The sequence below is a fragment of the Massilia sp. ST3 genome (assembly GCF_018119405.1).
Classification (GTDB): domain Bacteria; phylum Pseudomonadota; class Gammaproteobacteria; order Burkholderiales; family Burkholderiaceae_D; genus Telluria.
This window is the reverse complement of the sequence record NZ_JAGPWC010000068.1, coordinates 14,242-28,208: the sequence shown is the minus strand read 5'-3', so window position 1 is coordinate 28,208 and position 13,967 is coordinate 14,242. Positions and strand designations below refer to the sequence as shown.

The following is a 13,967-nucleotide window of genomic DNA, read 5'->3' as shown; positions in this document are numbered from 1 at the left end:
GGGGGTATTTGCCCCGTTGGGGGGGGGGGCGCCCCCCCCAACCCTACGCTTTCTTCAACTGCCCGCCGATCGGCAATTTCCTGATCCGCTGCCCGGTCGCCGCGAACACGGCATTGGTCAATGCCGGCGCAATCCCCGAGGTCCCCGGTTCGCCGATACCGCCCGGGTCGTCGCGGCTGGTCACGATGTGCACTTCCACCGACGGCGACTCGTTCATGCGCATCACCCGGTAGTCGCCGAAATTCGACTGCTGCACCCTACCCTTGTCCAGGGTGATCTCGCCCCACAGCGCCGCGCTCAGGCCGAACACGATGCCGCCTTCCATCTGGGCCGCGATGGTGTCCGGGTTCACCGCCTGCCCGCAGTCCACCGCGCACACCACGCGGTGCACCTTCACTTCGCCGTCCGGCCCCACCGAGATCTCGCAGACCTGGGCCATGTAGGTCCCGAAGGCGAACTGGCAGGAGACGCCGCGTCCCATGCGCCGCCCCGCGATGGGCTTCAGAGGCCGTCCCCAGCCGGCCTTCTGCGCCGCCAGGTTCAGCACGCCCAGGGTGCGCGGCGATTTTTCGAGCAGGGAGCGGCGGTAGGCAACAGGGTCCTGCTTCGCCGCGTGCGCCAGTTCGTCGATGAAGCTCTCGACCACGAAGATGTTGTGGGTCGGCCCCACGCCGCGCCAGAAGGCGGTGGGGATCGGCGGCTCGTGGCGCACGTATTCCACGCGCAGGCCGGGAATCGCATACGGCAGGTCGCGCGCGCCCTCGACCGCGTCCGGATCGATGCCGTCCTTGACCGCCGGCGGCGCGAAGCGCGCCATGATCGACGATCCCGTGACGCGGTGGAACCAGGCCTGCGGCCGGCCCTTGTCGTCCAGGCGCGCGGACAGCCGGTCCACGTAATAGGGGCGGAACATGTCGTGCTGGATGTCTTCCTCGCGCGTCCACACGAACTTCAGCGGCTTGCCGCTCCTGGCCGTCTTGGCCAGGGCCACGGCCTGGGCCACGTAGTCGACCTCGAGCCGGCGCCCGAAGCCGCCGCCGAGGTAGAAGTTATGCACCCTTACCTGCCCTTCTCCCAGGCCGGTGATCCTGGCGGCAGCGGCCTGGGCCAGCACCGGCACCTGGGTGCCGCACCAGATGTCGCAGCCGTCGTTCTTCAGGTCCACGGTGCAATTCATCGGTTCCATGGTCGCGTGGGCGAGGAAAGGCGCCTCGTAGATGGCGTCGATCCTCCGCCCGCCTTTGTCGTCGAGCTTGCGCAGCGCCCCGCCTTCGTCGCGCGCCACCGCGCCCTCCGCATCCGAGACCTTCATCATGTCGGCCACGATGGAGGCCGTCGTCACATTGCCGTTCGGGCCGTCGTTCCAGGTCGGCGCAGCCGCTTCAAGGCCCTTGCGCGCGGCCCACATGTGCTCGCCCACCACCGCCACCGCATTGTCGATCCTGAGGATCTCGCGCACCCCGGGCACGGCCAGCGCCTTGCTCTCGTCGACCATGGCCAGCTTGCCGCCCACCACGGGCGAGGCGGCGACCGCCGCCACCAGCATGCCGGGCAGGCGCGCGTCGATCCCGAACAGGGCCGTGCCGTCGCACTTCGAGGGCGAATCCAGGCGCTTGTGCGGCTTGCCGATCAGGGTGAACTGGGAAGCATCCTTGAGCGCCGGGTTCTTCGGCAGCTCCATCCTGGCCGCCGCGTCCACCAGCTGGCCGAAGTGGGCGCTGCGGCCCGAGGCGTCGTGGGTGACCGTGCCCGCCACCACCGCGCACTCGCCCGCGTCCACGTTCCACTGCTTGGCGGCGGCCGCCACCAGCACGCTGCGCACCATGGCGCCTGCCTCGCGCAGCGGCTGCCAGGCGCCGCGCACCGAGGTCGAGCCGCCCGTCACCTGGCCGCCCAGCAGCGGGTCGGCGTACAGCTTGTTGTTGGCGGGCGCCTGCTCCAGCCTCACCTTGGACAGGTCGGCGCCCAGCTCCTCGGCCAGCAGCATGGGCATGGCTGTGAAGGTGCCCTGGCCCATCTCGACCTTGTGCACGATCAGGGTGACGATGCCGTCGCGCCCGATGCGGATGAAGGCGTCCTGGGCCAGCCCGGCCGGCTGGGCCGAGGCGCGGTCGGTGGCGTGGCCGACCGCGCTCTCGGACGGTTTCTCCTGGCGGCTTTCGTCCTGGCGCTTGCAGCCGAACAGCGAAAAGCCGAGCAGCAGTCCTCCGCCGGAGGCCGCGCCCAGGCGCATGAAGCGCCGCCTGGCCTCGGAATCCGGCATGCCGGGTGCTTGCGCGAGCGCGGTGACCGCTTGCTTGAGCCCTTCCATGGCGCCCTCCTCAGCCCGCCGCGGCGATCGCTAGCGCGCACGCCTTGATCGCCTTGCGGATCCGGTTATAGGTGCCGCAGCGGCAGATGTTGCCGGACATCGCATTGTCGATGTCGGCGTCGCCCGGCTTCGGCATCGCCTTGAGCAGGGCGGTGGCCGCCATGATCTGGCCGGACTGGCAATAGCCGCACTGGACTACGTCCACCTCCCGCCAGGCCGCCTGGACCTTCGCCCCGACCGGGTCCTTGCCGATCGCCTCGATGGTGACGATCTTCTTGCCCGCCACGCTGGCGACCGGGGTGACGCAGGAACGCACCGGCTGGCCGTCGACGTGCACGGTGCAGGCGCCGCACAGGGCGACGCCGCAGCCGAACTTGGTGCCGGTCAGGCCGGCCACGTCGCGCAGTGCCCACAGCAGGGGCATGTCGTCGGGAACGTTGAGGGTGGTCGTGGCGCCGTTGATATTGAGCACTGGCATGGCTGGCTCCTTCCGGGGGATGGGGCGACTATAGGCCAAGCTCCGGCCGCGCGGCGCACTCGTGCATGGACGGCCGGACCACCTCATTTGTACCGCATTTGTACATATCCTGCCTGCATCAAAATCAGGCATCCGGGCTTTTGGTGTATCCTATGCCCATCGTAACAACGGCTTCACGCCAACTATGCCCGAGTATCCCAGTGACGTCCGATCGGACGCCAAACCCCACCGGTCGCTGTTCGAACGGCTGACCGCACTCATCTCCCCCGAGCCAGAAAATCGCGCAGAACTCCTCGAAGTCCTGCACGAAGCCCACGAACGCAACCTGATCGACGCCGATGCGCTGTCCATGATCGAAGGCGTGTTCCAGGTGTCCGACCTGTCCGTGCGCGACATCATGGTCCCCCGTTCCCAGATGGACGTGGTCGACATCACCAAGCCGATCGAGGAATGGCTGCCCACCGTGCTGGAAACGGCCCACTCGCGCTTCCCCGCCATCGAAGGCGAGCGCGACAAGGTGGTCGGCATCCTGCTGGCCAAGGACCTGCTGCGTTATTACGCTGAAGAATCATTCGACGTGCGCGACATGCTGCGCCCGGCCATCTTCATCCCGGAATCGAAGCGCCTCAACGTGCTGCTGCGCGATTTCCGCGCCAACCACAACCACATGGCCATCGTGGTCGACGAATACTCCGGCGTGGCCGGCCTGATCACCATCGAGGACGTGCTCGAGCAGATCGTCGGCGACATCGAGGACGAGTACGATTTCGACGAGGAAGAAGACAACATCCTGTCGATCAAGGAAGGCCAGCTGGGCCCGCGCTGGCGCGTCAAGGCGCTGACCGAGATCGAGCAGTTCAACGAGGAAATCGGCGCCGACCTGCCCGAGGACGACGTCGACACCATCGGCGGCCTGGTCGCCAGCCACCTCGGGCGCATGCCCCACAAGGGCGAAGTGTTCGACCTGCAGAACCTGCGTTTCGAGGTGCTGCGCGCCGACGCCCGCCAGATCCACGTGCTGCTGGTCGAAAAGCTTCCGCTCGCCGACGACGACCACGACTGATGCTGCGCCGCCGTACCAAGCCCGCGGTGGCGCCCGACCCTGCCGCGCGCGGCACCCGCCCTTCCGCCCTCGCCCTGGCCGTCGCCACCCTGGCCGGCCTGAGTTCCCTGCTCTCCTTCGAGCCCTACGGCTGGTGGCCGGTGCAGTTCCTGGCCCTGGCCTGGCTGTTCTACCAGGTGGGCATGGGCAGCTCGCCGCGCCGCGCCGCCCTGCTCGGCTGGGCCTTCGGCTTCGGCTGGTCGGTGGCGGGCATGCACTGGCTGTACGTGTTCATGACCCGCTTCGCCCACCTGCCGGTCGCCCTGGCGACGGTCGGCGTGATCCTGCTCGGCCTCTACATGGGCCTGTACGGCGCCTTCGCCACGGGCGTGGCGGCCTGGCTGCGCAAACGCTGGTCGCTGCCGGTGAGCGCCTTCCTGCTGCTGGTGCTGCCGGTCACCTGGGGCCTGTCAGAATGGCTGCGCGGCTGGGTATTCACGGGCTTCCCCTGGGCGGCCTCGGGCTATGCCCACGACACCGCGCCCCTGGCCGGCTACGCGCCCCTGCTCGGCGTCTACGGCATCGGCGTGCTGGTGGCGCTGTGCGCCGCCTGCATCGTGATGCTGACCCAGCGCGCGCGCTGGCCGGCGGTCGGCCTGCTAGCCGCCGTGCTGGCCGCGGGCGCCGGCCTGCGCACCGTGGCCTGGACCGAGGAAAGCGGCCAGCCGATCACGGTACGCCTGCTGCAGGGGAACATCCCGCAAGACCGCAAGTTCGACCTGGCCTTCCTGAACAGCATTCTGGAACGCTACCGCGCCATGATCACCCAGGCGCCGGCCGACCTGATCGCCACGCCGGAGACGGCGCTGCCGGTCTTCCCGCACCAGCTGCCCGACGGCTACCTGGACGGCCTGCAGCAGTATGCGACGGCCACCGGCAGCACCCTGGCCCTGGGCATGCCCCTGCTCGATGGCCCGCAGCAGTACGCCAACAGCGTGATCGCGCTCTCGCCCCAGCCCCAGTCCTACCGCTATGACAAGGCGCACCTGGTGCCCTTCGGCGAATTCATCCCGCCGGGCTTCCGCTGGTTCACCGACATGCTGAACCTGCCCCTGAACGACGCCACCCGCGGCAAGGCGCTGCAGGCGCCCTTCGCGGTGAAGGACCAGCTGGTGCTGCCCAACATCTGCTACGAGGACGTGTTTGGCGAAGAGATCGCCTACCAGCTGCGCAAGGCGCCGCGCCCGGCGACCCTGCTGCTGAACGTGTCCAACCTGTCCTGGTACGGCCAGTCGGTGGCGATCCCCCAGCATTTGCAGATCTCGCGCATGCGCACCCTCGAGACCGGACGTCCGATGCTGCGCTCGACCAACGACGGGGCGACGGCGATCATCGACCACCGGGGCACCATCAGCCACCTGCTGCCCTTCTATGAAGGCGGCATGCTGTCGGCGACCGTGCGCGGGACCAGCGGGTTCACGCCCTATGTCCGCGTCGGGAACGCGGGTTTCCTGGTGCTGGGCGCGCTGGCGCTGGCCGGGGCCTGGTTCGCCGGACGCCGCTACCGCAACAAAACGTAGGGTTGGCGGCTTCGCCGCCGACGCGTCGAATGGTAGCGGCGCCGATCTCGCGCCGGATGATCTTGCCGCCATCTATCACCGCGTCGGCGGCATAGCCGCCAACCCTACCTTCCACCCAATTCGAATTGCCGAGTCAAATCACCCCGAGAGGCGTGAAAAAATTCAGTACAATTGGTCATTTGGCAAACTTACCCCGTGCGCGGCACCCTTCCCGCGTCGCCCATTCGAGATGCTCACATTCCAACAAATCATCCTGACCCTGCAGACCTACTGGGACAAGCAGGGCTGCGCACTGCTCCAGCCCTACGACATGGAAGTCGGCGCGGGTACCTTCCACACCGGCACCTTCCTGCGCGCGATCGGCCCGGAGCCATGGCGCGCCGCCTATGTGCAGCCTTCGCGCCGCCCCAAGGACGGCCGCTACGGCGAGAACCCGAACCGCCTGCAGCACTACTACCAGTACCAGGTGGTGCTCAAGCCCGCCCCTGAAAACATCCTGGACCTCTACCTGGGCTCCCTGGAAGCCCTGGGCCTGGACCTGAAGAAGAACGACGTGCGCTTCGTCGAGGACGACTGGGAAAGCCCGACCCTGGGCGCCTGGGGCCTGGGCTGGGAAGTCTGGCTGAACGGCATGGAAGTCACCCAGTTCACCTACTTCCAGCAGGTCGGCGGCCTGGACTGCAAGCCGGTGCTGGGCGAGATCACCTACGGCATCGAACGCCTGGCCATGTACCTGCAGGGCGTGGAAAACGTCTACGACCTGGTCTGGACCGAGTGGGAAGAGAACGGCGTGAAGAAGTCGCTGAGCTATGGCGACGTGTTCCACCAGAACGAAGTCGAGCAGTCGACCTACAACTTCGAGCACGCCAACACCGAGCTGCTGTTCCAGGCCTTCGCCAACCACGAAGCCGAGGCCAAGCGCCTGGTCGAGCTGGCGCTGACCCTGCCGGCCTACGAGCAGATCATGAAGGCCTCGCACAGCTTCAACATGCTGGACGCCCGCGGCGCCATCTCGGTGACCGAGCGCGCCGCCTACATCGGCCGCGTGCGCACCCTGTCGCGCCTGGTCGCCCAGGCCTATTACGACTCGCGCGAGAAGCTCGGCTTCCCGATGCTGCCAGCCGCTGACAAAGCCGCAGCTTGAACAGACAAGAACAGACCATGAACCAGACTCTCCTCGTCGAAATCCAGACCGAAGAACTGCCGCCGAAAGCGCTCGTCAAGCTGGGCGCCGCCTTCGCGAACGGCATCGCCAATGGCCTGAAGGCGCGCGACTTCCTCGAAGCCGGCAGCGTCGTCACGACCCACGCCACCCCGCGCCGCCTGGCGGTCACGATCACCAACGTCCGTGGCACCTCGCCCGACAAGCAGATCCGCGAAAAAGTCCTGCCGGTGTCCGTCGCGCTGGACAAGGACGGCAACCCGAGCGCGCCCTTGGCCAAGAAGCTGGCCGCGCTGGGCTTCCCCGACCTGGCCATGGCCGACCTCGAACGCGCCCAGGACGGCAAGGCCGAATCCTTCTTCTACACCTACACCGCGAGCGGCAGCGCGCTGGCGGGCGCCCTGCAGGACGTCCTGCTTGATACCGTCGCCAAGCTGCCGATCCCTAAGGTCATGAGCTACCAGCGCCCCGACGGCGCCACCGTGCAGTTCGTGCGTCCGGTGCACCTGCTGCTCGCCCTGCACGGCGAGCAGGTGCTGCCCCTGTCGCTGCTCGGCCTGGACGCCGGCCGCCACACCATGGGCCACCGCTTCCTCTCGCACGGCGGCCAGATCGCCATCCCGCACGCGGACAACTATGCCGCCGTGCTGGAAAGCGAAGGCAAGGTGCTGTCCAGCGCGGAAGCCCGCAAGGACAGCATCCGCCGCCAGCTGCTCGAGAAAGCCGGCGCCGACCAGGTCCTGATGCCCGAGTCGCTGCTGGACGAAGTCGCCGCGCTGGTCGAATGGCCGGTGGTGTACGAGTGCCGCTTCGAGGAGGAATTCCTGGCGGTGCCGCAGGAATGCCTGATCCTGACCATGCAGACCAACCAGAAATACTTCGCGCTGACCGACGCCAACGGCAAGCTGCGCTCGCGCTTCCTGATCGTCTCGAACCTGGCCACCGATGACCCGAGCGCCATCGTCGGCGGCAACGAGCGCGTGGTGCGCCCGCGCCTGTCGGACGCCAAGTTCTTCTTCGAGCAGGACAAGAAGAAGACCCTCGAGTCGCGCCTGCCGCACCTCGCCAGCGTGGTCTATCACAACAAGCTGGGTACCCAGCTTGATCGTACCGAGCGCGTCACCATCCTGGCCAGCAACATTGCCCGCCGCCTGGGCCATGACGTGCCGCTGGCGGAACGCGGCGCGCGCCTGGCCAAAGCCGACCTGCTGACCGACATGGTGGGCGAGTTCCCCGAGCTGCAAGGCATCATGGGCACCTACTACGCGCGCCACGACGGCGAGCACGAGGAAGTGGCCCTGGCCGCCTCCGAGCACTACCAGCCGCGCTTCGCGGGCGACGCCCTGCCCTCGACCAACACCGGCCTCACCGCCGCGCTGGCCGACAAGCTGGAGACCCTGGTCGGCATCTGGGCCATCGGCCTGCAGCCGACCGGCGAGAAGGATCCGTTCGCGCTGCGTCGCCACGCCCTGGGCGTGATGCGCATGCTGGTCGAGAAGCGCCTGCCGCTGTCGATCTCGGCGCTGCTGGCCGATGCCGCCGCCGTGTTCGAGGGTCAAGCGGCCTTCAACGATCCTCGCGCCGACGTGACCGTGTTCATGCTGGACCGCCTGCGCGGCATGCTGCGCGAGCGCGGCTTCTCGCCGAACGAAGTGGAAGCCGTGCTGGCCCAGAACCCGGACCGCGTCGACGACGTGGTGCAGCGCCTGGAAGCGGTGCAGGCCTTCGCCGCCCTGCCCGAAGCCGAGTCGCTGGCCGCCGCCAACAAGCGCATTACCAACATCCTCAAGAAGACCGACGCCGCCATCGGCGAGGTACAGGAATCGCTGCTGCAGGAACAGGCAGAGAAGAACCTGGCCGCCGCCATCGTGCGTGTTCGCCCAAGTGTGGACGCCGCCTTCGCGAGCGGCGACTTCACCGGCACCCTGAAGACCCTGGCCCAGCTGCGCGACGACGTGGACGCCTTCTTCAACGACGTGATGGTGATGGCCGAGGACCCGGCCCTGCGCAACAACCGCCTGGCGCTGCTGTCGCAGCTGCACGGCATGATGAACCGCGTGGCCGACATCTCGAAGCTCGCGGCGTAAGTTTGTAAAGGCAGTCCCATGAAACTCATCATCCTCGACCGGGACGGGGTCATCAACCACGATTCGCCCGACTTCATCAAGTCGCCGGCGGAGTGGATTCCGATCCCCGGTTCGCTGGAGGCGATCGCCCGCCTGAACCAGGCGGGCTACCGGGTCGTGATCGCCTCGAACCAGTCCGGCATCGCGCGCGAGCTGTTCGACATCACGACCCTGAACGCGATCCACCAGAAGCTGCACGCCAGCGCCCAGCTGGTGGGCGCCGACATCGACGCCATCTTCTTCTGCCCGCACGCGGCGATCGACAACTGCGACTGCCGCAAGCCCAAGGCCGGCATGTTCGAGGAGATCGCCAAGCGCTTCAAGCTGAGCCTGAAAGGCGTGCCGACGGTCGGCGACTCGCTGCGCGACCTGCAGGCCGGCTTCCTCATGGGCTGCACGCCCTACTTGGTCCTGACCGGCAAGGGCGAGAAGACCAACGCCACCGGCGGCCTGCCCCCGGGCACCCAGGTCTTCCCCGACCTGGCCGCGATGGTCGACGCCCTGCTCAAGTCCAGCCCCCAATAACACATAACAAGAACACGTCCGGAGCCCCTTTGCGACACTTCACCCTGTTCCTGCGTTCCCTGCTGTTTACGATCGTGATGGTGGTGGCCACCGTCGTCTGGGCCTGCGTCTGCTTCCTGGCCGCGCCCCTGCCCTACAACAAGCGCTTCTGGATCACCTCGCGCTGGAACGTCTTCATCATCTGGTGCGCCAAGGTCATCTGCGGCATCCGCTACCAGTTCAAGGGCTACGAGAACCTGCCGGACAGCCCGGCGATCGTCCTCTCGAAGCACCAGTCGGCCTGGGAGACCATCTTCCTGCTGCCGAACCTGACCCACCCGCTGGTCTTCGTCTTCAAGAAGGAAATCCTGTACATCCCCTTCTTCGGCTGGGGCATGGCGCTGCTGCGCATGATCCCGATCGACCGCAAGCAGGGCAAGAACGCCTTCGCCCACGTCGTCAAGCACGGCCGCCGCCGCCTGGCGGACGGCCAATGGATTATCATGTTCCCGGAAGGGACGCGCATCCCGGTGGGACAAAGGGGCAAGTACAAGAGCGGCGGCACGCGCCTGGCTGTGGAAACCCAAAGCGTGGTCGTACCGATCGCGCATAATTCCGGCGAATGCTGGCCCAAGAACTCCTTCATCAAGCGCCCCGGCCTGATCACGGTCTCGATCGGCAAGCCGATATCGCCGGAAAACCACACTCCAGACAGCCTGATGCAAGAGGTCGAAAATTGGATAGAATCAGAAATGCGCGTCATTTCGCCCCACGTCTACAAAGGTGGCTAAGCGACATCAGCGCCCAGATCAGGAATTCGAAACCGCAGCACACCATGACCTCCTCCAAGATCGACGGGCACCAGCTGGAACTGTTTGCACAGGACTTCTTCGCGGCGCTCAAGCCTTCCGACAGGCCGGCGCCGCCCAGTCAACCGCTGTTCAAGGCGCCGCCCGCGCCGCCCCGCGTTAAGCTTCCCTCGCCGCCCGTCGGCCCCCTTGACCCTCCCCTCAAGCGCATCGTGCTGGGCCACCATACGGTGGACTATCTGCTCCGCCGCTCCTCGCGCCGCTCGATCGGCTTCATGATCGACGACGACGGCCTGCGCGTGACCGCGCCGCGGCGGGTGACCCAGATCGACATCGACAACGCGATCCGCGCCAAGCAGCGCTGGATTGTCACCAAGCTGCTGGAACGCGGCGAGCGGCGCGAACAGCGCCAGCAGCGCCCGCCCATCGACTGGAAGGACGGCGCCCGCCTGCCTTACCTGGGCGGCGAGATCACCCTGCGCCTGGAAGAAGCGGCGCGCAGCCACTGCCAGTACGACGCGGCCAGCCGCGAATTGTGGATCGGCGTGGTGCCGGGCCTGTCGGAGTGGCAGCTCAAGGAACGCATCAAGCTGTGGTTCCAGGCCGAGGCCAAGCGCCTGTTCAAGGAGCGGCTGGACCACTATGCGCCACTATTGGGGGTGAGCTACAGCGCCTTTACCCTGTCCTCGGCGGGTTCGCGCTGGGGGTCGTGCACGGTGCAGGGCGCGATCCGCCTGAACTGGCGGCTGATCCACTATCCGCTGGCGCTGGTCGACTATGTCGTGGCGCACGAGCTGGCGCACCTGCGCGAGATGAACCACAGCCCGGCGTTCTGGGCGGCGGTGGGGGAGATCTATCCGGATTACGACGGGGCGCGGCTGGCGCTAAGGAAGCAGTCGCATGAGATGCCGGTGTTGTTTGCGGAGTGAGACAGGCTAAAAGTCTGCGTTCACGGCTGCTCGCCGAACTTGGGTTCCGGCCTTCGCCGGAACGACGTTTTAAGGCTAGCGCGTAATCACGCACCACCCCGGCGAAGGCCGGGATCCAAGCTTGCGCGAACTGCCACGAACTACCAAAGCATCTCAGCGCACACTCAACTCATGCCGCGCCGCCGCCAGCTGCCGCATCACCCCCTCCTGCGCCTCCGACAGGCACCTGAACGGAATCGGCAGGGTCCCCCGCTTGAGCACCATCATGAACCCGCGCGAATAGGTGCGCACCGCGCTCACGTCGTCCCAGTCGATCAGGGTCACGCCCCCGCTAGCGCGTACGATGCCGTGTTCGTCGATGGTGAATTCGTAGGTGCGCCGGCCGCGCCCCAGCATGATGAAATTGACGGCCGCGCCCAGGGTGCTTTTCAGGCGCAGGAACAGGCTGGCGGGCCAGCGGATGCGGCGCCGGCGAATCAGGTAGCCGCCGTGCTGCCACATGAAGCTGGTGTACTCGCCCAGCGTGTAGCGCACGAAGAAATGCAGCTCCCCGAGCGGAAATGCCCCTGCCACCAGCGGTGGAACCGAGAGTTTATCCGGCCCAGCAGTCGCGCTCGTCCCCTTCTCGTCGGCCGGTTGTTGCTCAACCAACACCCCGACGGGTTTGCCGCTGCTGAGCGGTCTCGGGTGATTAAACGACAACATGGCGCATCCCCTTTTTGTTTTACCGAGCTCAGTTCGGAATGGTAACAAAACCTATCCGATAATCTGTCGCAAGAGTTCAACAGTGCGCAGGGTCGCTCCCCGGTGCCGTCCGGCGAAGGCCAGCGCGGCCTCGCCCATCGCGGCCCGCGCTTGCCCGTCGCGCAGCAGGCGCGCCGCCTCCGCCGCCAGGGCCGCGGCGCCGGGGACGCGCAGGGCGCCGCCGCTCGCCACCGCATCCTCGGTGGCGTCGGCGAAATTGAAGGTATGCTCGCCCACCAGCACCGGCTTGCCCAGCGCGCAGGCTTCGATCAGGTTCTGGCCGCCCAGCGGCAGCAGGCTGCCGCCGATATAGGCGCAGTCGCAGGCCGCGTAATAAGCGAACATCTCGCCCATCGAGTCGCCCAGCAGGACCTGGGCCGCGCCGACGCCTGCCCCGGGTTCATCCGACAGGGCCGAGCGGCGCACCAGGGCCAGGCCCTGGGCCTCCACCAGCTTCGCCACCTCGTCGAAGCGCTGCGGATGGCGCGGCACGATCAAGAGCAGCGCATCCTCCGGCTTGCCCGCATGGCGGGTCCAGGCGTCCAGGATCAGGCTTTCCTCGCCTTCGCGCGTGCTGGCGCACAGGAACACCGGGCGCCGGCCGATCCGCTCGCGCAGCCAGGCGCCCTTCTCCAGCGCCGCGGCGGGCGGCAGCACGTCGAACTTGATGCTGCCCGTGACCGCCACCTGCGGGGCGCCGAGCGAGCGGATGCGCTGGGCGTCGAGCTCGGTCTGGGCCGCCACCAGGGTGATGGCGCCCGCGGCCTCCAGCATCAAGGGCCCCATCTTGCGGCCGCGGCGCAGCGAGCGTTCCGACAGGCGGGCGTTCGCCAGCACCACCGGCACCCCGGCCGCGGCGCAGCCGTGGATCAGGTTCGGCCAGACCTCGGTTTCCATCAGGATGCAGGCGCGCGGGCGATGGCGGCGCAGGAAGCGCGCCACCATGAAGCCGGTGTCGTAGGGCAGATAGGATTGCACCACGCGCTCGCCGTAGTGGCCGAACAGGGCGCGCCCGGTGGCGCGCCCGGTCGGGGTCATGTGGGTCAGCAGGATGCGGCAGCCGGGGTAGTGGTCGAGCAGGGCCTCGACCAGGGGTTCGGCGGCGCGGGTCTCGCCGACCGACACCGCGTGCACCATGATCGTCATGCGTTCGCTGGAGGTGGGCCCTGCGGCGCCGAGGCGTTCGCCCCAGTGTTCGCGGTAGCCCGGCTCCTTGCGGCCGCGCCACCACAGGCGCCCCAGCACGGCCGGCAGCGCCAGCCACCACAGCGCCGAGTACAGCGGCCGCTTCATGGACGCTGTTCCAGCAGGCGGCGCGCGGCCGCGATCACTTCATCGCTGGACGGCGGCGACCCCAGGTCGCCCAGGTTCACGATGCGCCCGGACCAGTTGCCTTCGGTCTTCCACTTCGGCGAATCGCAATAGATCTCCACCGTCGGCCGCACGAAGGCGGCGGCGATATGGGTCAGGCCGGTGTCGACGCCGACCGCCAGCGCCGCGTGCTGGGCCACGGCCACCGCGTCCATCATCGACAGCTTCGGCAGCACGCGCGCATTCGGGATGTGCGCGGCCAGCGCCTGGGCGTCCTCGTGCTCCTGGGCCGAGCCCCAGGGCAGCAGCACGGGCAGCGGCGCCAGCGCGTGGCCCAGGGCGATCCAGTTGGCGTCCGCCCACTTCTTGGCGGCGCGCGCGGTGCCGTGGAAGAACACGGCGTAGTCTTCCGCCGGCAGGAAGGCCGGGCGCGAATCCGCCCGCGGCGCCGGCAGGCCGAAGTCCGGCGCGCTGTCGACCGCGTAGCCGAGCGCCGCGCCGGCCACCATGCGGCCGCGGGCCACCGCGTGGGTGCGCGGGTCGAGCGGGATGCTGTCGGTGTGGAAGATGCGCGAGACGCCTTCGTAGCCCGAACCTTCGCTGCCGTTGGCCAGGCCGACCTTCTTGCCGCCCTTGCGCACCCGCGCCGCGCCCATGATCACGCCGGTCTTGAGCAGGCCCTGGGTGTCGAACACATAGTCGTATTCCTCTTCGCGCAGGTTGCGGAAGAAGGCCTTGATCTCGGCCCGCGTCGCGGCCTTGCCCAGGCTCTTGCGCCAGCGGCGCAGGGCCCAGGGGAAGATCTTGCGCACATGGGGGTTGAGGCGCACCAGGCTGACGTAGCCCTCCTCCACCACCCAGTCGATGGTGGCGCCGGGATGGCGCCGCAGGATGTCGGCCACCATCGGCAGGTTGTGCAGCACGTCGCCCAGGGACGACACGCGCACCAGCAGGATCTTCAAGCGTCTTCC

The 13,967-nt window shown here is 67.8% G+C and carries 12 protein-coding genes; 7 read left to right on the top strand and 5 right to left on the bottom strand.

What is annotated here, in order from left to right; all coding sequences use genetic code 11:
- Positions 1–43: 43 nt before the first annotated feature.
- Together KBW98_RS19290 and KBW98_RS19285 are read right to left on the bottom strand one after the other, a co-directional pair.
- Positions 44–2,263: a xanthine dehydrogenase family protein molybdopterin-binding subunit gene (locus KBW98_RS19290; RefSeq protein WP_211521790.1), complete on the bottom strand. Its 2,220-nt coding sequence runs from the start codon at positions 2,261–2,263 to the stop codon at positions 44–46.
- 58 nt (positions 2,264–2,321) lie between these two features.
- Positions 2,322–2,789, bottom strand: a complete 468-nt coding sequence (locus KBW98_RS19285; RefSeq protein WP_211521787.1) for a (2Fe-2S)-binding protein — start codon at positions 2,787–2,789, stop codon at positions 2,322–2,324.
- A gap of 184 nt (positions 2,790–2,973) precedes the next feature.
- Between KBW98_RS19285 and KBW98_RS19280 the strand changes: the two genes are divergently transcribed.
- The 7 genes from KBW98_RS19280 to KBW98_RS19250 all read left to right on the top strand — a co-directional run bounded on the left by KBW98_RS19280 (position 2,974) and on the right by KBW98_RS19250 (position 10,941).
- A complete protein-coding gene (locus KBW98_RS19280; protein WP_211521786.1) occupies positions 2,974–3,852 on the top strand; it encodes an HlyC/CorC family transporter in 879 nt (292 codons plus the stop codon).
- A complete protein-coding gene (gene lnt, locus KBW98_RS19275; protein WP_211521785.1) occupies positions 3,852–5,411 on the top strand; it encodes an apolipoprotein N-acyltransferase in 1,560 nt (519 codons plus the stop codon). Before KBW98_RS19280 ends, lnt begins: the two co-directional genes overlap by 1 nt.
- A gap of 229 nt (positions 5,412–5,640) precedes the next feature.
- Positions 5,641–6,555: a glycine--tRNA ligase subunit alpha gene (gene glyQ, locus KBW98_RS19270; protein ID WP_211521784.1), complete on the top strand. Its 915-nt coding sequence runs from the start codon at positions 5,641–5,643 to the stop codon at positions 6,553–6,555.
- A gap of 17 nt (positions 6,556–6,572) precedes the next feature.
- Entirely contained in the window at positions 6,573–8,660 is a 2,088-nt protein-coding gene (glyS, locus tag KBW98_RS19265; protein WP_211521783.1) for a glycine--tRNA ligase subunit beta, read from the top strand.
- A gap of 18 nt (positions 8,661–8,678) precedes the next feature.
- A complete protein-coding gene (gmhB, locus tag KBW98_RS19260; protein ID WP_211521782.1) occupies positions 8,679–9,224 on the top strand; it encodes a D-glycero-beta-D-manno-heptose 1,7-bisphosphate 7-phosphatase in 546 nt (181 codons plus the stop codon).
- A gap of 29 nt (positions 9,225–9,253) precedes the next feature.
- Positions 9,254–9,994 (top strand): 1-acyl-sn-glycerol-3-phosphate acyltransferase, encoded by a 741-nt coding sequence (locus tag KBW98_RS19255; protein ID WP_211521781.1) that lies wholly within the window; start codon positions 9,254–9,256, stop codon positions 9,992–9,994.
- A gap of 44 nt (positions 9,995–10,038) precedes the next feature.
- Complete coding sequence (locus KBW98_RS19250; protein WP_211521780.1) at positions 10,039–10,941, top strand: M48 family metallopeptidase; 903 nt, start codon at positions 10,039–10,041, stop codon at positions 10,939–10,941.
- 153 nt (positions 10,942–11,094) lie between these two features.
- On the opposite strand, the gene KBW98_RS19245 is transcribed toward KBW98_RS19250, so the two are convergent.
- The 3 genes from KBW98_RS19245 to waaC form a co-directional block, all read right to left on the bottom strand.
- Positions 11,095–11,514: a YcxB family protein gene (locus KBW98_RS19245; RefSeq protein ID WP_373888969.1), complete on the bottom strand. Its 420-nt coding sequence runs from the start codon at positions 11,512–11,514 to the stop codon at positions 11,095–11,097.
- A 183-nt stretch (positions 11,515–11,697) separates the two neighbouring features.
- Complete coding sequence (gene waaA / locus KBW98_RS19240) at positions 11,698–12,978, bottom strand: lipid IV(A) 3-deoxy-D-manno-octulosonic acid transferase (protein ID WP_211521778.1); 1,281 nt, start codon at positions 12,976–12,978, stop codon at positions 11,698–11,700.
- Positions 12,975–13,958, bottom strand: coding sequence for a lipopolysaccharide heptosyltransferase I (gene waaC, locus KBW98_RS19235; protein WP_211521777.1), 984 nt, complete (start codon positions 13,956–13,958; stop codon positions 12,975–12,977). Before waaC ends, waaA begins: the two co-directional genes overlap by 4 nt.
- Positions 13,959–13,967 lie beyond the last annotated feature (9 nt).

What these genes read in the sequence shown, in the direction of transcription:
- KBW98_RS19290 (WP_211521790.1), bottom strand. Translation starts at nt 2,263, where the DNA reads ATGCCGGATTCCGAGGCCAGGCGGCGCTTCATGCGCCTGGGCGCGGCC.
- KBW98_RS19285 (WP_211521787.1), bottom strand. Translation starts at nt 2,789, where the DNA reads ATGCCAGTGCTCAATATCAACGGCGCCACGACCACCCTCAACGTTCCC.
- KBW98_RS19280 (WP_211521786.1), top strand. Translation starts at nt 2,974, where the DNA reads ATGCCCGAGTATCCCAGTGACGTCCGATCGGACGCCAAACCCCACCGG.
- lnt (WP_211521785.1), top strand. Translation starts at nt 3,852, where the DNA reads ATGCTGCGCCGCCGTACCAAGCCCGCGGTGGCGCCCGACCCTGCCGCG.
- glyQ (WP_211521784.1), top strand. Translation starts at nt 5,641, where the DNA reads ATGCTCACATTCCAACAAATCATCCTGACCCTGCAGACCTACTGGGAC.
- glyS (WP_211521783.1), top strand. Translation starts at nt 6,573, where the DNA reads ATGAACCAGACTCTCCTCGTCGAAATCCAGACCGAAGAACTGCCGCCG.
- gmhB (WP_211521782.1), top strand. Translation starts at nt 8,679, where the DNA reads ATGAAACTCATCATCCTCGACCGGGACGGGGTCATCAACCACGATTCG.
- KBW98_RS19250 (WP_211521780.1), top strand. Translation starts at nt 10,039, where the DNA reads ATGACCTCCTCCAAGATCGACGGGCACCAGCTGGAACTGTTTGCACAG.
- waaA (WP_211521778.1), bottom strand. Translation starts at nt 12,978, where the DNA reads ATGAAGCGGCCGCTGTACTCGGCGCTGTGGTGGCTGGCGCTGCCGGCC.